The 24,040-nt window shown below is 71.7% G+C and carries 25 protein-coding genes and 5 tRNA genes; 23 read left to right on the forward strand and 7 right to left on the reverse strand.

What is annotated here, in order from left to right; translation table 11 throughout:
* Nucleotides 1-47: 47 nt before the first annotated feature.
* The 9 genes from ACFYZ3_RS36970 to ACFYZ3_RS37010 all read left to right on the forward strand — a co-directional run bounded on the left by ACFYZ3_RS36970 (nt 48) and on the right by ACFYZ3_RS37010 (nt 4,208).
* Nucleotides 48-833, forward strand: a complete 786-nt coding sequence (locus ACFYZ3_RS36970) for a fumarylacetoacetate hydrolase family protein (RefSeq protein WP_388527386.1) — start codon at nt 48-50, stop codon at nt 831-833.
* Nucleotides 826-2,310 carry a glutamate--tRNA ligase gene (gene gltX / locus ACFYZ3_RS36975; protein ID WP_388527389.1) on the forward strand — a complete coding sequence of 495 codons (1,485 nt, stop codon included), beginning with the start codon at nt 826-828 and terminating at the stop codon, nt 2,308-2,310. The genes ACFYZ3_RS36970 and gltX overlap by 8 nt, the downstream gene beginning before the upstream one ends.
* A gap of 108 nt (nt 2,311-2,418) precedes the next feature.
* Nucleotides 2,419-2,814, forward strand: coding sequence for a RidA family protein (locus tag ACFYZ3_RS36980; protein ID WP_388527392.1), 396 nt, complete (start codon nt 2,419-2,421; stop codon nt 2,812-2,814).
* A 39-nt stretch (nt 2,815-2,853) separates the two neighbouring features.
* Complete coding sequence (locus ACFYZ3_RS36985; protein ID WP_388527395.1) at nt 2,854-3,588, forward strand: HAD family hydrolase; 735 nt, start codon at nt 2,854-2,856, stop codon at nt 3,586-3,588.
* A 92-nt stretch (nt 3,589-3,680) separates the two neighbouring features.
* A tRNA-Gln gene (locus tag ACFYZ3_RS36990) sits at nt 3,681-3,752 on the forward strand.
* A gap of 39 nt (nt 3,753-3,791) precedes the next feature.
* Nucleotides 3,792-3,864, forward strand: a tRNA-Glu gene (locus ACFYZ3_RS36995).
* Between the two features lie 62 nt (nt 3,865-3,926).
* Nucleotides 3,927-3,999 (forward strand) — tRNA-Glu (locus tag ACFYZ3_RS37000).
* Nucleotides 4,000-4,019: 20 nt separating this feature from the next.
* Nucleotides 4,020-4,091: transfer RNA gene (locus ACFYZ3_RS37005), tRNA-Gln, on the forward strand.
* Nucleotides 4,092-4,135: 44 nt separating this feature from the next.
* Nucleotides 4,136-4,208, forward strand: a tRNA-Glu gene (locus ACFYZ3_RS37010).
* Between the two features lie 59 nt (nt 4,209-4,267).
* Here the strand turns inward: ACFYZ3_RS37010 and ACFYZ3_RS37015 are convergent.
* Nucleotides 4,268-4,912, reverse strand: coding sequence for a MerR family transcriptional regulator (locus ACFYZ3_RS37015; RefSeq protein WP_388527398.1), 645 nt, complete (start codon nt 4,910-4,912; stop codon nt 4,268-4,270).
* An 81-nt stretch (nt 4,913-4,993) separates the two neighbouring features.
* Between ACFYZ3_RS37015 and ACFYZ3_RS37020 the strand changes: the two genes are divergently transcribed.
* Entirely contained in the window at nt 4,994-5,566 is a 573-nt protein-coding gene (locus tag ACFYZ3_RS37020) for a DUF4188 domain-containing protein (protein WP_388527401.1), read from the forward strand.
* Between the two features lie 66 nt (nt 5,567-5,632).
* Here the strand turns inward: ACFYZ3_RS37020 and ndgR are convergent, their stop codons facing one another.
* Entirely contained in the window at nt 5,633-6,349 is a 717-nt protein-coding gene (ndgR, locus tag ACFYZ3_RS37025) for an IclR family transcriptional regulator NdgR (protein ID WP_003973443.1), read from the reverse strand.
* Nucleotides 6,350-6,546: 197 nt separating this feature from the next.
* Here ndgR and leuC point away from each other — a divergent pair, with 197 nt between their 5' ends.
* The 4 genes from leuC to ACFYZ3_RS37045 all read left to right on the forward strand — a co-directional run bounded on the left by leuC (nt 6,547) and on the right by ACFYZ3_RS37045 (nt 9,888).
* Complete coding sequence (gene leuC / locus ACFYZ3_RS37030; RefSeq protein ID WP_361011399.1) at nt 6,547-7,977, forward strand: 3-isopropylmalate dehydratase large subunit; 1,431 nt, start codon at nt 6,547-6,549, stop codon at nt 7,975-7,977.
* Between the two features lie 5 nt (nt 7,978-7,982).
* Complete coding sequence (gene leuD, locus ACFYZ3_RS37035) at nt 7,983-8,576, forward strand: 3-isopropylmalate dehydratase small subunit (protein WP_361011402.1); 594 nt, start codon at nt 7,983-7,985, stop codon at nt 8,574-8,576.
* Between the two features lie 287 nt (nt 8,577-8,863).
* Nucleotides 8,864-9,094, forward strand: coding sequence for a hypothetical protein (locus ACFYZ3_RS37040; RefSeq protein ID WP_109036119.1), 231 nt, complete (start codon nt 8,864-8,866; stop codon nt 9,092-9,094).
* 137 nt (nt 9,095-9,231) lie between these two features.
* Nucleotides 9,232-9,888, forward strand: coding sequence for an HU family DNA-binding protein (locus ACFYZ3_RS37045; RefSeq protein WP_388527405.1), 657 nt, complete (start codon nt 9,232-9,234; stop codon nt 9,886-9,888).
* Nucleotides 9,889-10,005: 117 nt separating this feature from the next.
* On the opposite strand, the gene ACFYZ3_RS37050 is transcribed toward ACFYZ3_RS37045, so the two are convergent.
* Both ACFYZ3_RS37050 and cofC read right to left on the reverse strand, forming a co-directional pair.
* Nucleotides 10,006-10,275, reverse strand: coding sequence for a hypothetical protein (locus ACFYZ3_RS37050; protein ID WP_388527408.1), 270 nt, complete (start codon nt 10,273-10,275; stop codon nt 10,006-10,008).
* Nucleotides 10,276-10,284: 9 nt separating this feature from the next.
* A complete protein-coding gene (cofC, locus tag ACFYZ3_RS37055) occupies nt 10,285-10,923 on the reverse strand; it encodes a 2-phospho-L-lactate guanylyltransferase (RefSeq protein ID WP_388527411.1) in 639 nt (212 codons plus the stop codon).
* Between the two features lie 143 nt (nt 10,924-11,066).
* Between cofC and ACFYZ3_RS37060 the strand changes: the two genes are divergently transcribed.
* The 3 genes from ACFYZ3_RS37060 (at nt 11,067) to ACFYZ3_RS37070 (ending at nt 14,129) form a co-directional block, all read left to right on the forward strand.
* Entirely contained in the window at nt 11,067-11,861 is a 795-nt protein-coding gene (locus ACFYZ3_RS37060) for a lysophospholipid acyltransferase family protein (protein ID WP_388527414.1), read from the forward strand.
* Nucleotides 11,858-12,868 carry an NAD(P)H-dependent glycerol-3-phosphate dehydrogenase gene (locus ACFYZ3_RS37065; RefSeq protein ID WP_361011414.1) on the forward strand — a complete coding sequence of 337 codons (1,011 nt, stop codon included), beginning with the start codon at nt 11,858-11,860 and terminating at the stop codon, nt 12,866-12,868. Before ACFYZ3_RS37060 ends, ACFYZ3_RS37065 begins: the two co-directional genes overlap by 4 nt.
* A 91-nt stretch (nt 12,869-12,959) precedes the next feature.
* Nucleotides 12,960-14,129, forward strand: a complete 1,170-nt coding sequence (locus ACFYZ3_RS37070) for a D-alanine--D-alanine ligase family protein (RefSeq protein WP_388527417.1) — start codon at nt 12,960-12,962, stop codon at nt 14,127-14,129.
* Nucleotides 14,130-14,307: 178 nt separating this feature from the next.
* Here the strand turns inward: ACFYZ3_RS37070 and ACFYZ3_RS37075 are convergent, their stop codons facing one another.
* Nucleotides 14,308-14,541 carry an Lrp/AsnC family transcriptional regulator gene (locus tag ACFYZ3_RS37075; RefSeq protein WP_003973433.1) on the reverse strand — a complete coding sequence of 78 codons (234 nt, stop codon included), beginning with the start codon at nt 14,539-14,541 and terminating at the stop codon, nt 14,308-14,310.
* Nucleotides 14,542-14,774: 233 nt separating this feature from the next.
* Here ACFYZ3_RS37075 and ACFYZ3_RS37080 point away from each other — a divergent pair, with 233 nt between their 5' ends.
* Both ACFYZ3_RS37080 and thiD read left to right on the forward strand, forming a co-directional pair.
* The gene (locus ACFYZ3_RS37080) at nt 14,775-15,743 is read left to right on the forward strand and encodes a thiamine-phosphate kinase (RefSeq protein WP_052838407.1); all 969 of its coding nucleotides are present in this window, start codon (nt 14,775-14,777) and stop codon (nt 15,741-15,743) included.
* Complete coding sequence (thiD, locus tag ACFYZ3_RS37085; protein ID WP_388527422.1) at nt 15,740-16,540, forward strand: bifunctional hydroxymethylpyrimidine kinase/phosphomethylpyrimidine kinase; 801 nt, start codon at nt 15,740-15,742, stop codon at nt 16,538-16,540. Before ACFYZ3_RS37080 ends, thiD begins: the two co-directional genes overlap by 4 nt.
* Here thiD and ACFYZ3_RS37090 read toward each other — a convergent pair.
* Nucleotides 16,521-18,218: a BTAD domain-containing putative transcriptional regulator gene (locus ACFYZ3_RS37090; RefSeq protein WP_388527425.1), complete on the reverse strand. Its 1,698-nt coding sequence runs from the start codon at nt 18,216-18,218 to the stop codon at nt 16,521-16,523. The genes thiD and ACFYZ3_RS37090 overlap by 20 nt on opposite strands.
* Nucleotides 18,219-18,312: 94 nt before the next feature.
* Complete coding sequence (gene rpmB / locus ACFYZ3_RS37095; RefSeq protein ID WP_003993230.1) at nt 18,313-18,498, reverse strand: 50S ribosomal protein L28; 186 nt, start codon at nt 18,496-18,498, stop codon at nt 18,313-18,315.
* Between the two features lie 265 nt (nt 18,499-18,763).
* Here rpmB and ACFYZ3_RS37100 point away from each other — a divergent pair, with 265 nt between their 5' ends.
* From ACFYZ3_RS37100 to coaD, 4 genes are all read left to right on the forward strand, one after another.
* A complete protein-coding gene (locus tag ACFYZ3_RS37100) occupies nt 18,764-20,512 on the forward strand; it encodes a DAK2 domain-containing protein (protein WP_388527428.1) in 1,749 nt (582 codons plus the stop codon).
* Nucleotides 20,513-20,574: 62 nt separating this feature from the next.
* Nucleotides 20,575-22,794, forward strand: coding sequence for an ATP-dependent DNA helicase RecG (gene recG, locus ACFYZ3_RS37105; protein WP_388527431.1), 2,220 nt, complete (start codon nt 20,575-20,577; stop codon nt 22,792-22,794).
* A 54-nt stretch (nt 22,795-22,848) separates the two neighbouring features.
* A complete protein-coding gene (rsmD, locus tag ACFYZ3_RS37110; RefSeq protein WP_388527434.1) occupies nt 22,849-23,436 on the forward strand; it encodes a 16S rRNA (guanine(966)-N(2))-methyltransferase RsmD in 588 nt (195 codons plus the stop codon).
* A 26-nt stretch (nt 23,437-23,462) separates the two neighbouring features.
* Nucleotides 23,463-23,942, forward strand: coding sequence for a pantetheine-phosphate adenylyltransferase (gene coaD, locus ACFYZ3_RS37115; RefSeq protein ID WP_388527436.1), 480 nt, complete (start codon nt 23,463-23,465; stop codon nt 23,940-23,942).
* Nucleotides 23,943-24,040 lie beyond the last annotated feature (98 nt).

Here is a 24,040-nt window from a genome sequence, read left to right on the forward strand (position 1 = left end):
CTGGAGCGTCAGACTTCAGCCAGCTCAGTCAAGGGGCCAAGCAACCCGTGCGCATCGCCAGGTTCTCCATCGACGGGAACGTCGCCTTCGGCGCGGTCGAGGGCGACCAGCCGGACCAGCTCGTCCTCGACATCATCAAGGGCATCCCGTTCGCGGACTACGAGCTCTCCGGCACAAAGGTGCCCCTGAGCAAGGTGCGGCTCCTGCCGCCGGTACTGCCCAACAAGGTCGTCGCCTTCGGCCGCAACTACGCCGAGCACGCCCGTGAACTCGGCAACGAGGTGCCCGACGCCCCGTTCGCCTTCTTCAAGCCGTCCACCTCCGTGATCGGCCCCGGCGACGCCATCCAGTACCCCTCCTTCAGCGAGGAACTGCACCACGAGGCCGAACTGGCCGTCGTCATCGGCCGCATGTGCCGCGAGGTCCCGCGCGAGCGCGTCCAGGACGTGATCTTCGGCTACACCTGCGCCAACGACGTCACCGCCCGCGACGTGCAGCGCCGCGAGAAGCAGTGGGCCAGGGCCAAGGGCTTCGACTCCTCCTGCCCGCTCGGCCCCTGGGTGGAGACGGAGCTCGACCTCGCGGCCGCGGGCGACCTCACCGTCCAGCTCACGGTCAACGGCGCCCAGCGCCAGCTCGGCCGCACCAGCGAGATGATCCACTCCATCGAGGACCTGATCGTCAACATCTCCGAGGCGATGACGCTGCTCCCCGGTGACGTGATCCTCACGGGCACCCCGGCCGGCGTCGGCCCCCTCAACGTCGGCGACGAGGTCGCCGTCACCATCGAAGGCATCGGCACTCTCACCAACAAGGTTGTCAAGCGTGGCTAGCGCATCCGGCTCTCCCGTACGCGTCCGTTTCTGTCCCTCCCCCACCGGCAACCCCCACGTGGGTCTGGTCCGCACCGCCCTGTTCAACTGGGCCTTCGCGCGCCACCACCAGGGCACGCTGGTGTTCCGCATCGAGGACACCGACGCGGCCCGCGACTCCGAGGAGTCCTACAACCAGCTCCTCGACTCGATGCGCTGGCTGGGCTTCGACTGGGACGAGGGCCCCGAGGTCGGCGGCCCGCACGCGCCGTACCGCCAGTCGCAGCGCATGGACATCTACCAGGACGTGGCCGCCAAGCTCCTCGACGCGGGCCACGCCTACCGCTGCTACTGCTCCCAGGAGGAGCTGGACACCCGCCGCGAGGCCGCCCGCGCCGCCGGCAAGCCCTCCGGCTACGACGGCCACTGCCGCGAGCTGAGCGCCGCCCAGGTCGAGGAGTACGTGGCGCAGGGCCGCGAGCCCATCGTCCGCTTCCGGATGCCCGACGAGGCGATCACCTTCACGGACCTGGTCCGCGGCGAGATCACCTACCTCCCGGAGAACGTCCCGGACTACGGCATCGTCCGCGCCAACGGGGCGCCCCTCTACACGCTGGTCAACCCCGTCGACGACGCGCTGATGGAGATCACCCACGTCCTGCGCGGCGAGGACCTGCTCTCCTCCACCCCCCGCCAGATCGCCCTGTACAAGGCGCTGATCGAGCTGGGCGTCGCCAAGGAGACCCCCGCCTTCGGCCACCTGCCGTACGTCATGGGCGAGGGCAACAAGAAGCTGTCCAAGCGCGACCCGCAGTCGAGCCTCAACCTCTACCGCGAGCGCGGCTTCCTCCCCGAGGGCCTGCTCAACTACCTCTCCCTGCTCGGCTGGTCGCTCTCGGCCGACCAGGACATCTTCACGATCGAGGAGATGGTCGCGGCCTTCGACGTCTCCGACGTCCAGCCCAACCCGGCGCGCTTCGACCTGAAGAAGTGCGAGGCGATCAACGGCGACCACATCCGCCTCCTCGAGGTCAAGGACTTCACCGAGCGCTGCCGTCCCTGGCTGAAGGCCCCCGTCGCCCCCTGGGCCCCCGAGGACTTCGACGAGGCCAAGTGGCAGGCGATCGCGCCGCACGCGCAGACCCGCCTGAAGGTCCTCTCCGAGATCACCGACAACGTCGACTTCCTGTTCCTGCCGGAGCCGGTCCTCGACGAGGCGAGCTGGACCAAGGCGATGAAGGAGGGCTCGGACGCGCTCCTGAGCACGGCCCGCGAGAAGCTCGACGCCGCCGACTGGACGTCCCCCGAGTCCCTCAAGGAGGCCGTCCTGGCCGCCGGCGAGGCCCACGGCCTCAAGCTCGGCAAGGCCCAGGCCCCCGTCCGCGTCGCCGTCACCGGCCGCACGGTCGGCCTGCCCCTCTTCGAGTCCCTGGAGGTCCTGGGCAAGGAGAAGGCGCTGGCCCGGATCGACGCGGCGCTGGCGAGGCTCGCGGCGTAACCGACGGTGTGTGTGAGGGGCGGCGTCCGCACGGGCGCCGCCCTTCTCGTTACCCCGCCCGGCTCCCTCCGCCCGGCGCCCTCGGCGAGGGGCACGCAGACTGACGGCATGCGCCGTGAGGACATCGACCCACGCTTCTTCGGAGACCGGCTCGCCTACAACCGGGCCGTACTCGTCGAACAGCCCCGGCGCTGGCTCGTGGTCGCCGGGCACGAGGCCCGCGACGACGAGGGCGGCATCGCCGCCGTGGGCGACATCCGCGGCCAGATCCGGCTGACCTTCCGGCGCCTGGCCGAGACGCTGGACAAGGCCGGGTTCGCCCTGAGCGACCTCGTCCAGATCCGGATCCTCACCGTCGACATCGAGGCGGTGACGTCCCACTACGACGCCGTACTGGACGAACTGGCCGCCGCCGACTGCCGCCCGGCCAGCCTCCTGGCCGAGGTCCGGGCCCTGTCCGACCCGCGGATGCTGGTCGAGATCGAGGGCCTCGCCGCGCAATAGGCCGGGCCACCGTCGCCCTGGCCGCCTAGGCTGGGCCCCATGCCGATCAAAGCCGTGGTCTGGGACGTCGACGACACCCTCTTCGACTACACCACCGCCGACCGCGAGGGCATGCACGCCCACCTGGTCGCCGAGGGGCTGCTCGCCGGGTACGGGTCGGCCGAGGAGGCCCTCGTGCGCTGGCGGGAGATCACCGACCAGCAGTGGGCGCGCTTCTCGGCGGGCGAGGTGGACTTCGTCACACAGCGCCGCGACCGGACCCGGGTCTTCCTGGGCCGGCCGGAGCTGACGGACGCCGAGGCCGACGACTGGTTCCAGCGGTACGTCACGCACTACGAGGCCGCCTGGTCCCTCTTCCCGGACGTGATGCCCGTGCTCGACGCGCTCGCCGACAGCCACCGGCACGCCGTGCTCTCCAACTCCAGCCTCACCGTCCAGGACCGCAAACTGCGCGTCCTCGGCGTGCACGACCGCTTCGAGGCCATCCTGTGCGCCGCCGAGCTGGGCGTCTCCAAGCCGGAGGCCGGGGCCTTCCTCGCGGCCTGCGACGCGCTCGGGCTCGGCCCGGCCGAGGTCGCCTACGTCGGCGACCACCCGGAGATCGACGGACGCGGCGCCGCCGACGCCGGGCTGCTCTCCGTGTGGATCGACCGCGGCGGCGTCTACGCGACCGTCGACCCGCCCGCCGGACCGCGCCGCATCGCCTCGCTCTCCGAACTTCCCGCGCTCCTCGGCGCCGATACCCGTTTTGGAGCCCCGTCGACCTTCGGGTAATGTTCTTCCTGCGCCGCCGGAGAGCGGGCCGAAGGGCCGGGAACCGGAAGCGCAACGCTAGAACAAGAACCCCTCCGGGGCTTGCGTTCCAGTGGCCTATGGTGTAATTGGCAGCACGACTGATTCTGGTTCAGTTAGTCTAGGTTCGAGTCCTGGTAGGCCAGCTCGCAGAGCTTATCTGCGCCGCGGAGCACATCCGCAAAGCCCCCGTTGTGTAGCGGCCTAGCACGCCGCCCTCTCAAGGCGGTAGCGCCGGTTCGAATCCGGTCGGGGGTACAGATCCTTCCCGCGAGGACAGCTCGGGTCGCTCCCGCTGTTCTCGATGCAGGATCGCTAGGGCCCCCGTTGTGTAGCGGCCTAGCACGCCGCCCTCTCAAGGCGGTAGCGCCGGTTCGAATCCGGTCGGGGGTACGAACTGGTCTAAACCACATTGGTCTATGGTGTAATTGGCAGCACGACTGATTCTGGTTCAGTTAGTCTAGGTTCGAGTCCTGGTAGACCAGCTCGGATCTGCGGCGATGCAGCATCGAACGCCCGCAAGATCCACGCCCCCGTTGTGTAGCGGCCTAGCACGCCGCCCTCTCAAGGCGGTAGCGCCGGTTCGAATCCGGTCGGGGGTACTCGAAGTCCGAAGGGGGCTTCCGCCGAGGCGGGAGCCCCCTTCGGCGTCCCCCGACGCCTACTCGATGCCGTAGCGCCGCGCCGACTCCTCCTCCTGCGCCAGCCGGTGCAGGGCCCGCAGCACCGGCTGGAAGAGCACCGCCGCCGCGACCGCCATCTCGACCTTCTCCGCCTCCGAGGCGTGGGTCTCCATGAAGTCCAGGTCCCGCCGGGCCACCTCCATCATCAACTCGCCATAGGGCGCCATCAGTTCCGCGTCCCACGGATAGTCGAGGCGGCGCAGCGCGGCCACCGCCACCACCAGGGAGCGGTGCACGGGGGAGAGCGGCGCCAGCTCCCGGGCGGTCTCCCAGCCCAGCAGTTCCAGCAGCCGGTCCACCTCGACGCGCGCGGCGGCCACGGCCGGGTCCGCCGCGTCGGGCTCGGCGTCCTGCGGCAGCGCCCACAGGGCCGCCCCCAGCCGGACGGTGCGGCCCAGCGACTCGTCGTCGACGTGCCCCAGCACTTCCCGGGCCGTCGCCACCGGCACCTTGCCGACCTGGATCAGCGCCCGCACCAGCCGCAGCCGGCGCAGATGACCCTCGTCGTACTCGGCGGTGGTCGCGTTGACCTGCCGGCCCGGCGGCAACAGGCCTTCCCGCAGGTAGTACTTGATCGTCGCGGTGGACACCCCGCTGCGCTTGCTCAGGTCGGCCAGTCGCATCCCTTGCGCCCTTCTTCGGATAGCGCCACTATCTAAGCAGCACCACTCGGACAGTGCAGCTCGCCAACAGGGGGAGGCGTCATGCCGGGCAAGAACGCGACCGCGACCCGCACCACCGCCGCCGCCGAGGGGGACGTGACCGTCCTGCTCATCGGCATGCGGATCAACCACTTCTGGGCCGTGCACCACTGGCTGCCGGTCTTCCTCGCCATGCCGCGCATGCTCCGCGAACTGGCGAGGGATCCGGAGCGCGGGCTCCTGAGCCACGTCCTGCTGACGGCCTCGCCGCGAACGTACTACGTCGTCCAGTACTGGGAGTCCAAGGAGAAGCTCTACCGGTACGCGCACTCGCCCGACATGTTCCACCACCGGGCGTGGGCGATCATCAACCGCAAGGAGCGCAAGGGCAAGGTGCGCGGACACGTGGGGCTGTGGCACGAGGCGTACGTCGTGCCCGAGGGGTCGTACGAGTCGATCTACGCCGACATGCCGCCCTTCGGGCTCGCCGCGGCGCACGGACAGGTGCCGCTGGAGCGGCGGGGCAAGCGCGCGCGGGACCGCTTCGGGTACCGGTCGCGGAAGACGGCGGACGCGACGGAGCAGAGGGCGCAGAAGCGGGTCGTCGCCCCGGAGAAGGCCCCCGACGGGGTCTGAGAACGGCGCCGGGCCCGCCGCGGCGTTGAGGCGGGCCCGTGACCGGTCAGAAGTGTCCGGGGACGGTCAGCCGTTGCGGCGCAGCGCCTCGGAGAGGCGGCCCGCGGCGTCGATGATGGCCTGCGCGTGCATGCGGCCGGGGTGGCGGCTGAGGCGCTCGATGGGGCCGGAGACGGACACGGCGGCCACCACGCGGTTGGAGGGGCCGCGCACCGGCGCGGAGACGGAGGCGACACCGGGCTCGCGCTCGCCGATGGACTGGGCCCAGCCGCGGCGCCGTACGCCGGACAGGGCCGTCGCCGTGAAGCGGGCGCCCTGGAGACCGCGGTGGAGGCGCTCGGGCTCCTCCCAGGCCATGAGGATCTGGGCCGAGGAGCCGGCCTTCATGGTGAGCGTGGAGCCGACCGGAACCGTGTCCCTGAGGCCCGACAGACGCTCGGCCGCGGCCACGCAGATGCGCATGTCGCCCTGGCGGCGGTAGAGCTGGGCGCTCTCGCCCGTGACGTCGCGCAGGTGGGTGAGGACCGGGCCCGCCGTGGCGAGCAGACGGTCCTCGCCGGCGGCCGCCGCGAGCTCGGCCAGGCGCGGCCCGAGGATGAAACGGCCCTGCATGTCGCGGGCCACCATACGGTGGTGTTCCAGCGCCACGGCCAGGCGGTGGGCCGTGGGTCGTGCCAGTCCGGTCGCACCGACCAACCCCGCGAGGGTGGCCGGGCCGGACTCCAGAGCGCTCAGGACGAGGGCCGCCTTGTCCAGAACGCCGACGCCGCTACTGTTGTCCATGACACGATACTCCCGTCTCACTCTGTGAAACGCAAGTTCAATTTTCCATGGAACGCGCCACCCTGGACGGCAGGAAGTCACAACGGCCCGTGACGAAAGGGCCTGGTGGCGGCTGCCCGGAATCACAGGGGTGCGGGCACCGCTTCCCCAAGATCTCTAGTTGGGTCGGCGCTTCGTCGCCGACCGAAGGGAAAGCGATGGGTAGGACACTCGCGGAGAAGGTCTGGGACGACCACGTCGTCCGGCGCGCCGAGGGCGAGCCCGACCTCCTCTTCATCGATCTGCACCTGCTGCACGAGGTGACCAGCCCGCAGGCCTTCGACGGCCTCCGCAAGAGCGGCCGCCCGGTGCGGCGGCTCGACCTGACCATCGCCACCGAGGACCACAACACCCCGACGCTCGACATCGACAAGCCCATCGCGGACCCGGTCTCCCGGGCCCAGCTGGAGACGCTGCGCAAGAACTGCGCGGACTTCGGCGTCCGGCTGCACCCGCTGGGCGACGTCGAGCAGGGCGTCGTGCACGTCGTCGGCCCGCAGCTCGGCCTGACCCAGCCCGGCACCACCGTGGTCTGCGGCGACTCGCACACCTCGACGCACGGCGCCTTCGGCGCGCTGGCGTTCGGCATCGGCACCTCCCAGGTCGAGCACGTACTGGCCACCCAGACGCTGCCCATGGCCCGCCCGAAGACCATGGCGATCACGGTCAACGGCGAGCTGCCCGACGGCGTCACGGCCAAGGACCTGATCCTGGCGATCATCGCGAGGATCGGCACCGGCGGCGGTCAGGGCTACATCCTGGAGTACCGCGGCGAGGCCATCGAGAAGCTCTCGATGGAGGCCCGCATGACCATCTGCAACATGTCGATCGAGGCCGGCGCCCGCGCGGGCATGATCGCCCCCGACGAGACCACCTTCGCCTACCTCCAGGGCCGCCCGCACGCCCCCGAGGGCGCCGACTGGGACGCGGCGGTGGAGTACTGGAAGACGCTGCGCACGGACGACGACGCCGAGTTCGACGCCGAGGTGGTCATCGAGGCCGCCGAGCTGGCGCCGTTCGTCACCTGGGGCACCAACCCCGGCCAGGGCGCACCGCTTTCCGCCGCCGTCCCCGACCCGGCTTCGTACGAGGACGCCTCGGAGCGCTTCGCCGCCGAAAAGGCCCTGGAGTACATGGGCTTGGAGGCCGGTCAGCCGCTGCGCTCCATCCAGGTGGACACCGTCTTCGTAGGTTCCTGCACCAACGGCCGCATCGAGGACCTGCGCGCCGCCGCCGAGATCGTCCGGGACCGCAAAGTCGCCGACGGCGTACGCATGCTGGTCGTCCCGGGCTCCGCGAGGGTCGGTCTGCAGGCCGTCTCCGAGGGCCTGGACGTGGTCTTCAAGGAGGCCGGCGCCGAATGGCGGCACGCGGGCTGCTCGATGTGCCTGGGCATGAACCCGGACCAGCTGGCCCCGGGTGAGCGCTCCGCGTCCACCTCCAACCGCAACTTCGAGGGGCGCCAGGGCAAGGGCGGCCGCACCCACCTGGTGTCGCCGCAGGTCGCGGCCGCGACGGCGGTCCTGGGCCACCTGGCCTCCCCGGCCGACCTGTCCGCCGCCGACGTCCCCACGCCCGCTGGAGTCTGAGAGTCATGGAAGCGTTCACCAAGCACACCGGCCGGGCCGTCCCGCTGCGCCGCAGCAACGTCGACACCGACCAGATCATCCCCGCCCACTGGCTCAAGAAGGTGACCCGGGACGGGTTCGAGGACGGGCTCTTCGAGGCCTGGCGCAAGGACCCGGAGTTCGTGCTCAACCGGCCCGAGCGCGAGGGTGCCACCGTCCTGGTCGCGGGTCCCGACTTCGGCACCGGCTCCTCCCGCGAGCACGCCGTCTGGGCCCTGCAGAACTACGGCTTCAAGACCGTGATCTCCTCCCGCTTCGCCGACATCTTCCGCGGCAACTCGCTGAAGAACGGCCTGCTCACGGTGGTCCTCGACCAGAAGGTCGTGGACGCGCTGTGGGAGCTGGTGGAGAAGGACCCCCAGGCCGAGGTCACCGTCGACCTGGAGGCCCGCGAGGTCCGTGCCGAGGGCGTCACCGCCTCCTTCGAGCTGGACGAGAACTCCCGCTGGCGCCTGCTGAACGGGCTGGACGACATCTCGATCACCCTCCAGAACGAGGCGGACATCGCCGCGTACGAGGCGAAGCGTCCGTCGTTCAAGCCGCAGACCGTCCAGGTCTGAGCACCAGGAGCCCCCACGGTCCTCCCCGGGGCTTCCGCAAGGTCGAGTTTCGGCCACCCAACACACCCGCCGTACCCCCGATCAGCCCGATCGGGGGTACGGCCGTTTTTGGATCCGTCCGCGGCCGCCCGTGACGGACGTGACGCACAACTTCCCACGTTAGAGGCGTGGTTGCCGGGGTACGCAAGGTCCTGAGGACCGGCTCCCGAAGGTGCCAGGAAGGCCGTTCGAGGCGGCAGTTGCCCCCTGCGCAGGCGACAACTCGCCCCAGATGGCACAATCTGTGCATGGAACACGACGGCCAACTCGAGCTCTATACGGCGGTCGCGTCCCGGCTCAAGGAAGCGCACACAAGAGTGCGCGCACTGCAAGTCCCGGAGGGCGTACGGATGGCGCTGACCCGGAAGCTGCTGGTCATTACGGCCGCGGCCAAACACGATCTCGCCGGTGCGGCAAGGCGCCTGGATCGGTTCACCGCCGACCTCGACGCGGGTCGATTCCCCGAAGAGGAAGGCTGAACCGGCCGGGACAGCCCGAGTCCGTTGCGGCACAAGGGTGATAAGCCCGTTTCGTGTTTGATTTGCGGTATATATCTGCCTAACGTGCGAAAAAGCTTGAACACATTCGTTCTGGCGATGTCTCCGAAGGGGAAGACGTGAACAAGGCGCAGCTCGTAGAAGCGATTGCCGACAAGCTGGGCGGCAGGCAGCAGGCCGCCGACGCTGTCGACGCGGTCCTGGACGCCCTCGTCCGTGCCGTCGTCGCGGGCGACCGGGTCTCGGTCACCGGCTTCGGTTCCTTCGAGAAGGTCGACCGCCCGGCCCGTTACGCCCGCAACCCGCAGACGGGCGAGCGGGTTCGGGTCAAGAAGACCTCCGTGCCGCGCTTCCGCGCGGGCCAGGGCTTCAAGGACCTGGTGAGCGGCTCGAAGAAGCTTCCGAAGAACGACATCGCGGTCAAGAAGGCCCCCAAGGGCAGCCTGTCAGGACCGCCGCCCACCATCTCCAAGGCCGCGGGCAAGAAGGCCGCCGCCAAGAAGGCCACGGGTGCCGCGAAGAAGGCCACGGGCGCGGCCAAGAAGACGTCCGCGGCGGCGAAGAAGACGACCGCGAAGAAGACCACCGGAGCGGCGAAGACGACGGCGAAGAAGGCCACCGCCAAGAAGTCCGCCGCCAAGAGCACCACGGCGGCGGCGAAGAAGACCGCCGCCAAGAAGGCCCCCGCGAAGAAGGCGACCGCCAAGAAGGCCCCGGCCAAGAAGTCGACGGCCCGCAAGACCACCGCCAAGAAGGCCACCGCCCGCAAGAAGTAGCACGCGGCAACCCGCCGCAGCGGGCGAACGGGCACAGGGCACTCACGCGCCGGGCCGGACTCCCTCTCGGAGTCCGGCCCGCGGCGTGTCCGGGTCCCGTCGGACGGGCCCCGCCGGTCAGAACGTGTGCAGGGTCACCAGCGTGATCCGGCGCTCCGCGCCCGCCCCCGAGCCCGCCCCCGAGTCCGCGCCCGCCCCCGAGTCCGCGCCTGTCTTCGAGTCCGCGCCTGTCTCCTCGGTCTCGATCCGCACCCGCTGCCCGGGCCGCAGCAGCCTGAGGCCCCCCGCGTCGAACGCCGCCGCGTCGAAGGGCACGGGCGTCCCGTCGTCGAGCAGCACCTGCCCGCTGCGGCTTTCGGGGTCGTACGTGTACGCGGTCGCCTGCATGCCGGCAGCCTACTGCCCGGCGATCAGCAACCGCGCCGCCACCGCGGCCGTACGGGGACCCACCCCGAGTGCCAGGGCGGAGCGGAGATCACCGCCGGTGTCGACGTCCTGCCGTACGGAATCCACCGCGCCGAGACGCAGTTCCACCGCGCCGGACGCCCGGTGGCGGGCCCGTGAATCCGTGCCGAATGCGGGCGCCAATTCCAGGCCCGGCGCCACGGCCAGCAAGGTGGTGCCGATTCCGGCCGCGTCCGGGAGAAAAGCACGTGGGAATAGCGCGGCCGCGGCCAGTACCCGCGCCAATTCGGCCGGCCGCAGCGCGGGAAGATCGGCGTTGAGCGCGGCCACCGGGCTTTCCGGCCGGGCCGCCCGTACCATGGCCGCCCCGTGCGTCAGCGCGGCGTTCAGGCCCCCGCCGGGCTCGTCCGCGACCACGCCCGCGCCGAGCGCCGCCAGCGCCCGCCCGGCCCGCGCGTCGTCCGTGACGACTGCCACATCCGCGACCGCCGGGCAGGCCAGCGCGGCTGCCACGGTGTCCTGTGCGAACGCCAGCGCGAGCCCCGGCCGCACCCCGTCGTCCGCGGTGTCCGACAGCCTGCTCTTGGCCCGGGCAAGGGCCTTCACGGGTACGACCAAGGTCCACTGCACGAGCGTTCCGTCCTTCTCTCGTCGCCGTCATTGTCACCTGCGAGACCTGGCGGTTCACTCTTCGGGGCGTACGGTGTTCTCGACAGACGGGCGGCCCGGGGCGACACTTGTCCGGCCCCAGGCCCTGGAGGAAAGGTGTCAGCGTGCCCCGCCGCAGAATCGGCTTCTGGTACCGCTTGGCCGCGGTGATCTGCAAACCGCCGCTGGTGGTTCTGATCAAGCGGGACTGGCGGGGAATGGAGAACATTCCGGCCGAGGGTGGATTTATCACCGCCGTGAACCACAATTCGCACGTCGACCCCTTCGCGTACGCGCACTACCAGTACAACACCGGACGGGTCCCGCGATTCCTGGCGAAGAGCGGCCTTTTCAAGAAGGGCTTCGTCGGCGCCGCGATGCGGGGGACCGGACAGATCCCCGTCTACCGCGAGAGCACCGACGCGCTGAGCGCCTTCCGGGCCGCGATCGACGCCGTGGAGCGCGGCGAGTGCGTCGCGTTCTACCCCGAGGGCACCCTCACCCGCGACCCGGACGGCTGGCCGATGACCGCCAAGACCGGTGCCGCGCGCGTCGCCCTGCAGACCAGGTGCCCGGTGATCCCGGTCGCCCAGTGGGGCTGCAACGAACTGCTGCCGCCGTACGCCAAGAAGCCCAGCCTCCTGCCGCGCAAGACCCACCAGGTGCTGGCCGGCCCGCCGGTCGACCTGTCGCGGTTCTACGACAAGGAGATGACCACGGAGGTGCTGAAGGAGGCCACCGAGGTCATCATGGCCGCCGTCACCCGCCAGCTGGAGGAGATCCGCGGCGAGAAGGCACCCGAATCCCCCTACGACCCGCGCCGCGAGCGGATCGAGCAGCGGCGCCGCACCCAGCAGGCGAAGTCGCAGTCGGCGCGCCCGCGCACCCACGGACCGCAGGCAGAAGGGCAGAGCACGTGAGCAAGCCGGTCAAGGCGGCCGTCTTCGGCACCGGATCCTGGGGCACCGCCTTCGGCACGGTCCTCGCCGACGCGGGCTGCGAGGTCACTCTGTGGGGGCGCCGCGCCGCACTCGCCGACGCCGTCAACTCCACCCGCACCAACCCGGACTACCTGCCCGGCGTGGAACTCCCCGAGAACCTGCGGGCCACCACCGACGCCGCCGAGGCCGCGCGGGACGCCGACTTCACCGTCCTCGCCGTCCCCTCCCAGACGCTGCGCGCGGGCCTCGCCGACTGGACGCCGCTGCTGGCGCCCGGCACCGTCCTGGTGTCGCTCATGAAGGGCGTCGAACTCGGCTCCGCGATGCGGATGAGCGAGGTGATCGGCGACGTCGCCAAGGTCGGCCCCGAGCGCATCGCCGTGGTCACCGGACCCAACCTGGCCCGTGAGATCGCCGCCCGCATGCCGGCCGCAGCCGTGGTCGCCTGCCCCGACGAATCCGTCGCCCAGCGCCTCCAGGCCGCCTGCCACACCCCGTACTTCCGCCCCTACACCAACACCGACGTCGTCGGCTGCGAACTGGGCGGCGCGGTGAAGAACGTGATCGGGCTCGCCGTCGGCATCGCGGACGGCATGGGCCTCGGCGACAACGCCAAGGGCTCCCTCATCACCCGCGGCCTCGCCGAGACCACCCGCCTCGGAGTCGCCCTCGGGGCCGACCCGCTGACCTTCTCCGGCCTGGCCGGACTCGGCGACCTGGTGGCGACCTGCTCCTCGCCGCTGTCCCGCAACCACACCTTCGGCACCAACCTCGGCAAGGGCATGACCCTGGAGGAGACCATCGCGGTCACCCGGCAGACCGCCGAGGGCGTCAAGTCCTGCGAGTCGGTGCTGGACCTGGCCCGCAGGCACGGCGTCGACATGCCGATCACCGAGACGGTCGTCGCCATCGTGCACGAGGGCAAGTCCCCGGTGGTCGCAGTGAAGGAACTCATGTCGCGCAGCGCGAAGCCCGAACGACGCTGAGCGACGCCCCCTGAACCCGGTGGAACTCGGGCGCCACACGGCCCCGCCGACGCTGTCTCGAGGCACTGCGGGCGGGTACTCTCAACGCGATATGAGCACCGAGAACCTCCCCCAGAACCCTGAGCAGAGCCCCCAGCGGCCGCCCCGCAAGCCGCGTGTGGCCGTCGTGTTCGGCGGGCGCAGCTCCGAACACGGGATCTCCGTGGTCACCGCCGGCGCCGTCCTCGCGGCCATCGACCGGACGCGCTACGACGTCCTGCCGATCGGCATCACCCGGGACGGCCGCTGGGCCCTCACCGCCGACGAACCGGAACGCATGGCGATCACCGAACGCCGTACGCCCGACGTCGAGGAACTGGCCGAGTCGACCGAGGGCGGCGTGCTGCTGCCCGTCGACCCCGCGAGCCGCGAGGTCGTCTACAGCGAACCGGGCTCGGTGCCCAAGGCGCTGGGCGAGGTCGACGTCGTCTTCCCCGTGCTGCACGGTCCGTACGGCGAGGACGGCACCCTCCAGGGCCTGCTGGAGCTGTCCGGCGTGCCCTACGTCGGCGCGGGCGTCCTCGCCTCCGCCGTCGGCCAGGACAAGGAGTACATGAAGGCGGTGTTCACCTCCTACGGGCTGAAGGTCGGCCCGTACGCGGTGATCCGGCCCCGCGAGTGGGAGCAGGACCGTTCCGGCGCCCGCAGGAAGATCGTCGACTTCGCCGGCGAGCACGGCTGGCCGCTGTTCGTGAAGCCCGCCCGCGCGGGTTCCTCGATCGGTATCACCAAGGTCGACGACCTCTCCGGCCTCGACGAGGCGATCGAGGAGGCCCGGCGCCACGACCCGAAGATCCTGGTCGAGGCGGCACTGCGCGGCCGGGAGATCGAGTGCGGGGTGCTGGAGTTCGAGGACGGCCCCCGGGCCTCCGTCCCGGCCGAGATCCCGCCGCCCTCCGAGCACGCGTACTACGACTTCGAGGCCAAGTACATCGACTCCACCCCCGGCCTCGTGCCGGCCCCGCTCACGGCCGAGGAGACCGCCGAGGTCCAGCGCCTGGCCGTGGCGGCGTTCGACGCGGCCTCCTGCGAGGGGCTGGTGCGCGCGGACTTCTTCCTCACCGAGGACGACGAGTTCGTGATCAACGAGATCAACACCATGCCCGGTTTCACGCCGATCTCCATGTACCCGCAGATGTGGCAGGCGAGCGGGGTGAGCTACCCGGAGCTGGTGGACCGGCTGGTCCAGGCGGCGCTGCGGCGGCCGACGGGACTGCGCTGACGCTTTTCGCGCCGTGACCACGCAGAAGGCGACTCCCTCGGGGGTCGCCTTCTCGCAGTATGATCAGCGGGTTTCCTGTCCGGTCCGGGAACCGTCGTCCACTTGCCGTCGTCTGCTGAGGAACAGCACGCGGCGGCGATCACCAGGACGGGACCGAGCGGCGGAGAGGGGACAGGAGCTAGAGATGGACGACCGGACAGGTCAGGGTGCGGGTGATGCCGTCCACTTGCTGGACCTTGGCGACCACCATGCGACCCAGCTCGTCGACGGTGTCCGACTGGGCGCGGACGATGACGTCGTAAGGTCCTGTCACGTCCTCGGCCTGGATCACGCCGGGGAGCTTGCTGATCGTCTCGGCGACGGTCGACGCCTTGCCGACCTCGGTCTGGATCAGAATGTACGCCTGTACCACGGAACCTCCAGAGCGGCCACGAGGATCATGTGGGGAAAAGGAACGCCACGGTATCGCGTAGCCGCTCTCCGAGGGGAGACCCGCGGGCCGCGGGCCTCGCGCGTCGGGGTGCCGCAAGGACACGAGTTGACGATCACGCCGACCGTGGCGACGGTCAATTCGACCGTAACGAGGACAGAGATGACGCGCGACCGGGCACGGACAGGGACAGGGACGGAAGGGGAGCCAAGGCGATGAAGGGCACTGTTGGTGAGCTGGGGGAGTTCGGGCTCATCAGGGAGCTCACCTCCCGTCTCACCACCACCCCGGCGGTCCGGGTGGGTCCCGGCGACGACGCCGCGGTGGTGGCCGCGCCCGACCGCAGGGTGGTGGCCAGCACCGACATCCTCGTCGAGGGACGGCACTTCCGCCGTGACTGGTCCACCGCGTACGACGTGGGCCGCAAGGCGGCGGCGCAGAACCTGGCCGACATCGCCGCCATGGGCGCCGTGCCGACCGCGCTGCTGCTCGGCCTGGTCGTGCCCGCCGAACTGCCGGTGACCTGGCCGACCGAGCTGATGGACGGGCTGCGCGACGAGTGCCAGGTCGCGGGCGCCTCCGTGGTCGGCGGCGACGTGGTGCGCGGCGACACCATCACCGTCTCCATCACCGCCCTCGGCGACCTGCGCAACCAGGAGCCGGTGACCAGGGGCGGCGCCCAGCCCGGCGACCTCGTCGCGGTGACCGGCTGGCTGGGCTGGTCCGCCGCCGGGTTCGCCGTCCTGTCCCGCGGTTTCCGCTCGCCGCGCGCCTTCGTCGAGGCCCACCGCCGCCCCGAGCCGCCGTACCACGCGGGTCCGGCCGCCGCGGGCCTGGGCGCCACCGCCATGTGCGACGTGAGCGACGGGCTGATCGCCGACCTCGGGCACATCGCCGAGGCCAGCAAGGTCCGGATCGACGTGCGCTCCGGGCAGATCGACATCCCGTCCCAGATGAACGACATCGGGCAGGCCGTCGGCGTCGACCCCATGCAGTGGGTGCTCACCGGGGGCGAGGACCACGCGATCGTGGCGACCTTCCCGCCGGACGTGAAGCTGCCCGCCCGCTGGAAGGTCATCGGCGAGGTCCTCAACCCGTCCGCGCTGCCCCAGGTGACGGTCGACGGAGCCCCCTGGACCAGCAAGGGCGGCTGGGACCACTTCGGCGGGGACGTGGAGTCGTGACCGGGCTGCCCCTGGTCCTCACCGTGGCGGGCTCGGACTCCGGCGGCGGCGCCGGGATCCAGGCCGACCTGAAGACGATGCTCGCCCTCGGCACCCACGGCATGAGCGTCCTCACCGCGGTCACCGCGCAGAACTCCCGCGGCGTGCAGGGCGCCTGGGAACTGCCCGTGGACGCGGTACGCGCCCAGTACCGCAGCGTCGTGGACGACATCGGCGTGCACGCGGTCAAGACCGGGATGCTCTCCTCCGCCGAACTGGTCGAGACCGTCGCCGAGTTGCTGGCCGCCACCGACGCGCCCGCCGTCGTCGACCCGGTCGGCGTCTCCAAGCACGGGGACGCGCTGCTCGCGGCCTCCGCCCTCGAATCGGTCCGCGGCAAACTCCTCCCGGTCGCCACCGTCGCCACGCCCAACCTCGACGAGGTCGCCCAACTCACCGGCGTACGCGTCGAGTCCGAAACGGATCTGCGCCGGGCCGCGGCCGCCGTGCTGGAGTACGGCCCACGCTGGGTGCTGATCAAGGGGGGCCATCTGGCCGGTGACGCCGTCGACCTGCTCACCGACGGCTCCGAGGAGCACTGGCTGCGCGCTCCCCGTCTCGACAACCGGCACACGCACGGCACCGGTTGCACCCTCGCCTCCGCCGTGGCCTGCGGGCTGGCGAAGGGGCAGTCGGTGCCGGAGGCGGTGAGGGCGGCCAAGGAGTACGTCACCGGGGCGATCAAGGCCGGGTTCCCGCTCGGCGGCGGCATCGGACCCGTGGACCACGGCTGGGCGCTCAGGCGGGATACTCCCTGAGCTCGATGCCGGTGGCCGCCTTCTCCGTGAGCCGCTTGAAGAAGCCGGCCATCAGGCGGTGGCTGAGCAGCCGGTACATGCGATCGCGGCTGCGGATACGGCGCTCGGTGGGCGGCGCGAAGAACGGGCCCGCGTTCCCGGACATCTTCTGGCAGCCCCGGGCCGGCTCCCGCTCCTCCTCGTCCAGCAGCTCCCAGCTCCACTCGACGACGGCGCGCAGCGTGCGGTGGCGGGGCGCCTTGGAACGGTCGCCCCGGCTGAGCAGACGGAAACGGTCGTCCAGGCGGTCGGCCAGCTCGTCCGGCGCGAGGGTGCGCAGCCGGGCCGCCGCCAGTTCGATGGCCAGGGGCAGCCCGTCCAGCGCCGCGCAGATCTCCGGCACGCGCGCGTGGCCGTCGAACCCGGGGCGCACCGCACGGGCGCGTTCCAGGAACAGCTCGGCCGACGGGCGCGGCGACAGCGGCGGAACCGGCACCAGGGCCTCGCCGGTGATCCCGAGGCTCTCCCGGCCGGTGGCGAGGATCCGTATGCCCGGGCAGGAGGCCAGCAGCAGTGCCGCCAGCGCCGCGGCCTGGTCGATCAGGTGCTCGCAGTTGTCGAGCACGAGCAGCGTCTCGCGGTCCTCCAGGGCCGTCAGCAGCCGCTCGGTGGCGTCCACGCCCGCGGTACGGAACCCCTCGCGCACACCGAGCGCGGTGAGCACGGCGTACGGGATCCGGGTGCCGTCGGTCAGGGGCGCCAGCTCGACGAAGCAGACCTCGGCCGGGGAGCCCGGCGTGGCGTACCGCCCCGCCGCCTCGATCGCGAGCCGGGTCTTGCCGGTGCCGCCGGGACCGGTGAGTGTGACGAGGCGCACGTCGGCGAACAGGGCGGTGATGCGGTTCAGCTCCGCGTCCCGGCCGACGCAACGGGTCAGCTGGGCGGGGAGTCCGGGCCGGCGCGGGGCGGTGGCGGAGTGTCCCCGGAGCAGTTCACCGTGGAGTGCGGACAGCTCGGGCGACGGGTCGGTGCCGAGCTGCTCCACCAGGGTGCGCCGCGCCTCCTCGTAGACGGTCAGCGCCTCCGCGGGCCGTCCGCCCGCGTGCAGGGCCCGCATCAGCTGCCCGTAGAGCCGCTCGCTCAAGGGGTGCGCGGACAGCAGCGCCCGCAGCTCGGGCACCAGCTCGGGGCCACCACCGAGCGCCAGATCCGCCTCGATCCGGTCCTGTACGGCGGTCAGCCGCAGCTCCGTGAGACGGGCCGCCTCGGCGGGCGCCTCCGGCAGGTCGGGCAGTGCGGGACCGCGCCACAGCGCGAGTGCCTCTCGCAACCCGGCCGCCGCGCGCGCGTGGTCGCCGACGGCGAGGGCGGCACGCCCTTCACCGCACAGACGTTCGAATATGTGACTGTCGACGGATTCGGGCGGCGTGACGACGCGGTACCCGGCGCCGCTGCCCTCGACGAGGGTGTGCGGGGTCAGTCGCCCGCGAAGGCGCGAGATCTGCGACTGGAGGGCGTTCGCGGCACCGGCGGGCGGCTCGCCGCCGTACAGGCCGTCGATCAGCCGGGCCGCGGGGACCGTGCGGCCGGCGTCGAGGAGCAGGAGGGTCAGCAGCGCTCGGGGCCGGGGGCCGCCGGGGTCGACGGGGGTGCCGTCGTCGGTGCGGATGTCCAGGGGGCCGAGAATGCCGAAGCGCATTCCCGGAATTCTGGCACGGCAAAAAGCCGGCCCACACGAGGTGGACCGGCTCCGTGCAGCGGACCAGGCAGTGGCCGCGCGCTCAGCTGATGCGTCAGCGCGAGACCTTGCCGGCCTTGATGCACGAGGTGCAAGCGTTCACGCGCTTCGGCGTCCCGCCCACCACGGTACGCACACGCTGGATGTTCGGGTTCCAGCGACGGGACGTACGGCGGTGCGAGTGCGAGATGTTGTTGCCGAAGCCCGGCCCCTTGCCGCAGACGTCGCAGTTGGCAGCCACGGGTCACTCCAAAGACTTCAGATGCACTTACGGTTGATCCCGGCATGCCGGGATCAAGTTCTCGGACTCGCGAACGGGCCGGGATCTGAGTGGCGGTGCCAGGGGGATGGCCCGATCGGGATCGGGCAACCGGAGCAGCATACAACGGCTGCTCCCGTACAACGAAACTACCACGGCAGCTCAGGGGCCCGTCCCGGCCCTCTTCCGGTGGGCCGGCCCCCAAGGTCTACGCTGCCTGCCACGTCCGCAGCTCAGGGAGGCGCAGGTGGCGCAGGTGCCGCAGAGGTTCTTCGACGCTCTGGCGGTGCGTACCTGGTGCGGTCTGTCACTGCGCGCGCTGGGCCGGGCGCGCGAGGAGATCGACGCGATCAACGTCTATCCCGTCGCCGACGGGGACACCGGCACGAACCTCTACCTGACCGTCGAGTCGGCCGTCGCTGCCGTGGAGGCCGTCTTCGCGGCACACGAGCTGAACGCGGGTGCGCGGGACGCGAGCGAGCCGCCCCGGGAGGCGAGCCAGGCGCCGCGCGAGGTGAGCGACGGTCCCTCGCTGGCCGACGCCGTCGGTGCCATGGCGCACGGCGCGCTGATCGGCGCGCGGGGCAACTCCGGCACGATCCTCGCGCAACTGCTGCGCGGCATGGCCCAGGTGCTGACCGCGCCGGGCGGCTCCGACCACGCCGAGGGCTCGGGTCTGCGAAGGGCCCTGCGGCACGCCGCCGCGTCCGCCCGGCAGGCCGTCGCCCACCCGGTCGAGGGCACCGTCCTGACCGTCGCCTCGGCGGCCGCCGACGCGGCCGAGGGTGCCGAGGGCGACTGCGCCGAGGTGGCCCGCGCCGCCTACGAGGGTGCCCGCGCGGCACTCGCCGCCACTCCGGGCCAGCTGCCCGCCCTGGAGCGCGCCGGAGTGGTCGACGCGGGCGGCCACGGCCTGGTGACGGTCCTCGCGGCCCTGGTGGAGACCTTCACGGGCCGGGCGCCCCGCCCGGTCGCCGTGCCGCACGCGCGCGTGGAGCGTGGCGGCGAGGGACTCGCAAACGCGCACGTCCCCGCCGGGGAGTGCGCCACGGAGACGGAGGGCGAGGAGAACGGTCCCGCCTTCGAGGTGATCTACCTCCTGGAGGCCGAGGACGCCGCCGTGGCCCGGCTGCGGCAGCGGCTCGACGCCCTCGGGGACTCGCTCGTCGTGGTCGGCGGCGACGGACTGTGGAACGTCCACGTGCACGTCGACGACGCGGGCGCCGCCGTGGAGGCGGGTGTCGAGGCCGGGCGGCCGTACCGGATCCGCATCACCCACTTCGGGCACGGCGACGCGCACACCGCGGGGACCGAGCGCCCGCCCCGGGAACGGGCCCAGCGCGCCGTGGTGGCCGTCGTACCGGGGGAGGGCCTGGCGGGGCTGTACGCCGAGGCCGGCGCGACCACCCTGCTCGCACGCCCCGGAGAGCCGCCCGCGAGCGGCGAGCTGGTCCAGGCCGTCCGGCGGGCGCACGCGCGCGAGGTGGTGCTGCTGCCCAACGACGCCGAACTGCGCCACACCGCCGCCGCGGCGGCCGAGCAGGCCCGCACCGAGGGCATCCGCGTCGCCCTCATCCCGACCCGTTCCGCGGTCCAGGGCATCGCCGCGCTCGCCGTGCACGAGCCCGAGCGGCGCTTCGACGAGGACGTGGTGGCGATGACCTCGGCGGCCGGCGCCACCCGCCACGCCGAGGTCACGGTCGCCGAACGCCAGTCCTGGACCACGGCGGGCATCTGCCAGGCCGGCGACGTGCTCGGCCTCATCGACGGCGATGTGGCCGTGATCGGCGCGGACGTCTCCCAGGTCGCCGCGACGGTGCTGGACCGCATGTTGTCGGCCGGCGGCGAGCTGGTCACCCTGGTCCTCGGCGACGAGGCGCCCCCGGCCGTCGCCGACCGGCTGGAGGCCCGCGTCCGGGAGGCCTACCTCGCCGTCGACACGGTGGTCTACCGGGGCGGCCGGCAGGGCGCCCTGCTGCTGGTCGGCGTGGAGTAGGCGGGGGAGTACGGGGCCGGTACGGCGCTCCCCCTGGGCCGTTGTCAGTGGCGTGGTGTGCAATGGATCTCGTGCCCGCACTGCAAGAACCCCTGAAGAAGGTGCTCGGCCCCGCCACCGCGAAGGTGATGGCCGAGCACCTCGGCCTGCACACCGTCGGCGACCTCCTCCACCACTACCCCCGGAGATACGAGGAGCGCGGCCAGCTCACCCACCTCGCCGACCTGCCCATGGAGGAGCACGTCACGGTGGTCGCCCAGGTCGCCGACGCCCGCCTGCACACCTTCGCCTCGTCGAAGGCCCCGCGCGGCAAGGGGCAGCGGCTCGAGGTGACCATCACGGACGGCAGCGGCCGCCTCCAACTGGTCTTCTTCGGCAACGGCGTCCACAAGCCCCACAAGGAACTCCTGCCGGGCACCCGCGCGATGTTCGCGGGCAAGGTCTCCGTCTTCAACCGCCGACTGCAACTGGCACACCCGGCGTACGAGTTGCTGCGCGGTGACACGGAGGGCGAGGAGACCGTCGAGTCCTGGGCGGGCGCCCTCATCCCCCTCTACCCGGCCACCGCCAAGCTGGAGTCCTGGAAGCTCGCCAAGGCGATCCAGACGGTGCTGCCCAGCGCCCAGGAGGCCGTCGACCCGCTCCCCGGCTCCCTGCGCGAGGGCCGGGGCCTGGTCTCCCTGCCCGAGGCCCTCCTCAAGATCCACCGCCCGCACACCAAGGCCGACATCGAGGACGCCCGAGCCCGCCTGAAGTGGGACGAGGCCTTCGTCCTCCAGGTCGCCCTCGCCCGCCGCCGCCACGCCGAGACCCAACTCCCCGCCGTCCCCAGGAAGCCCGGCGCCGACGGGCTGCTCACCGCCTTCGACGACCGCCTCCCCTTCACCCTCACCGACGGCCAGCAAAAGGTCTCCCGCGAGATCTTCGACGACCTCGCCACCGACCACCCGATGCACCGGCTGCTCCAGGGCGAGGTGGGCAGCGGCAAGACCCTCGTCGCCCTGCGCGCCATGCTCGCCGTCGTCGACTCGGGCGGGCAGGCCGTGATGCTGGCGCCCACCGAGGTGCTGGCCCAGCAGCACCACCGGTCGGTCGTCGAGATGATGGGCGAGCTGGCCGAGGGCGGCATGCTGGGCGGCGCCGAACACGCCACCAAGGTGGTGCTGCTCACCGGTTCCATGGGCGCCGCCGCCCGCCGGCACGCCCTGCTCGACCTGGCCACCGGCGAGGCGGGCATCGTCATCGGCACGCACGCGCTGATCGAGGACAAGGTGCAGTTCCACGACCTCGGCCTGGTCGTCGTGGACGAGCAGCACCGCTTCGGAGTGGAGCAGCGCGACGCCCTGCGCGGCAAGGGCAAGCAGCCCCCGCACCTGCTCGTCATGACCGCCACGCCCATCCCGCGCACCGTCGCGATGACCGTCTTCGGCGACCTGGAGACCTCCGTCCTGGACCAGCTCCCGGCCGGCCGGTCCCCGATCGCCAGCCACGTCGTCCCGGCCGCGGACAAGCCGCACTTCCTCGCCCGGGCCTGGGAGCGGGTCCGCGAGGAGGTCTCGAACGGCCACCAGGCGTACGTCGTCTGCCCCCGCATCGGCGACGAGGACGACGACCCCGGGAAGGGCGCCGAGCAGTCCAAGCAGCCCCCGGAGGGCGACGCCGACAAACGCCCCCCGCTCGCCGTCCTCGACGTCGCCGAGCAGCTCGCCGAGGGCCCGCTCCAGGGACTCAAGGTGGAGGTCCTGCACGGCCGGATGCAGCCCGACGACAAGGACGCGGTCATGCGCCGCTTCGCCGCCGGGGAGACCGACGTCCTGGTCGCCACCACCGTCATCGAGGTCGGCGTGAACGTCCCCAACGCCACCGCGATGGTGATCATGGACGCCGACCGCTTCGGCGTCTCCCAGCTGCACCAGCTGCGCGGCCGGGTCGGGCGCGGCTCCGCTCCCGGCCTGTGCCTGCTGGTCAGCGAGATGCCCGAGGCGAGCGCGGCCCGCCAGCGGCTGAACGCGGTCGCGAGCACCCGCGACGGCTTCGAGCTCTCCCGCATCGACCTCGAACAGCGCCGCGAGGGCGACGTCCTCGGCCAGGCGCAGTCCGGCGCCCGCACCTCCCTGCGCGTCCTCGCCGTCATCGAGGACGAGGAGATCATCGCGGAGGCGAGGCAGGAGGCGGCGGCCGTCGTCGCCGCCGACCCGGAGCTGACCGGTCTGCCGGGGCTGCGCACGGCCCTGGAGACACTGCTGGACGAGGAGCGGGAGCAGTACCTGGAGAAGGGCTGAGAGACTGGCAACGGACACCGTCCGTCCACCGAGCACACCGACAAGGACCCAGAAATGACCCGCGTGATCGCCGGCAAGGCCGGCGGACGTCGACTGGCCGTCCCGCCGGGAACCGGCACCCGCCCCACCTCCGACCGCGCGCGCGAGGGCCTGTTCTCCACCTGGCAGTCCCTGCTCGGCGGCCCGCTGGACGGCGAGCGGGTCCTGGACCTGTACGCGGGTTCCGGCGCCGTCGGCCTGGAGGCGCTCTCCCGCGGCGCCGGACACGTCCTGCTCGTGGAGGCCGACGCCCGCGCCGCCCGCACGGTCCGGGCGAACGTCGAGTCCCTCGGTCTGCCCGGCGCCGAGGTCCGGGCGGGCAAAGCGGAACAGATCATCCGCACCCCGGCCCCGGACGAGCCGTACGACGTCGCCTTCCTGGACCCGCCGTACGCCGTCTCGGACGACGATCTTCGCGAGATCCTGCTCACACTCCGTACGCAGGGGTGGCTCGGGACGGAAGCGCTCGTCACCGTGGAGCGCAGCACCAGGGGCGGCGAATTCCGCTGGCCGCACGGCTTCGAAGCCATCCGGGCCCGTCGCTACGGCGAGGGAACGTTTTGGTACGGTCGCGCCGCCTCTACGTGCGAAGACGCACGATGACCGGACCGGAGAGCGAGGGAACTCAAGTGCGCCGTGCCGTCTGTCCCGGGTCGTTCGACCCGATCACCAACGGACACCTCGACATCATCGCCCGGGCCTCCAGCCTGTACGACGAGGTCTACGTCGCCGTGATGATCAACCAGGCGAAGAAGGGCCTGTTCGAGATCGAGGAGCGGATCGACCTCATCCACCGGGTCACCGCCGAGTACGGGAACGTCCGCGTGGAGTCCTTCCACGGCCTGCTCGTCGACTTCTGCAAGCAGCGCGAGATCCCGGCCATCGTCAAGGGCCTGCGCGCGGTCAGCGACTTCGACTACGAGTTGCAGATGGCCCAGATGAACAACGGCCTCTCCGGTGTGGAGACCCTCTTCATCCCCACCAACCCCACCTACAGCTTCCTGTCGTCCTCCCTGGTCAAAGAGGTCGCGACCTGGGGCGGCGACGTCGCCCACCTGGTGCCGCCGCTGGTCCTCGAAGCCCTCACGGAGCGCCTGAGGAACCGCTGACCGCCCCGTCGCGCAGCCGCCGCCACGGCGCACGGAGACTGACAAGCCGTCACCCGGTGTCCCCGGGACACCCCGGGGTCGTACAGTCGACCCGTCCG

The organism is Streptomyces sp. NPDC001599 (assembly GCF_042893535.1).
In the GTDB taxonomy this organism is placed as follows: domain Bacteria; phylum Actinomycetota; class Actinomycetes; order Streptomycetales; family Streptomycetaceae; genus Streptomyces.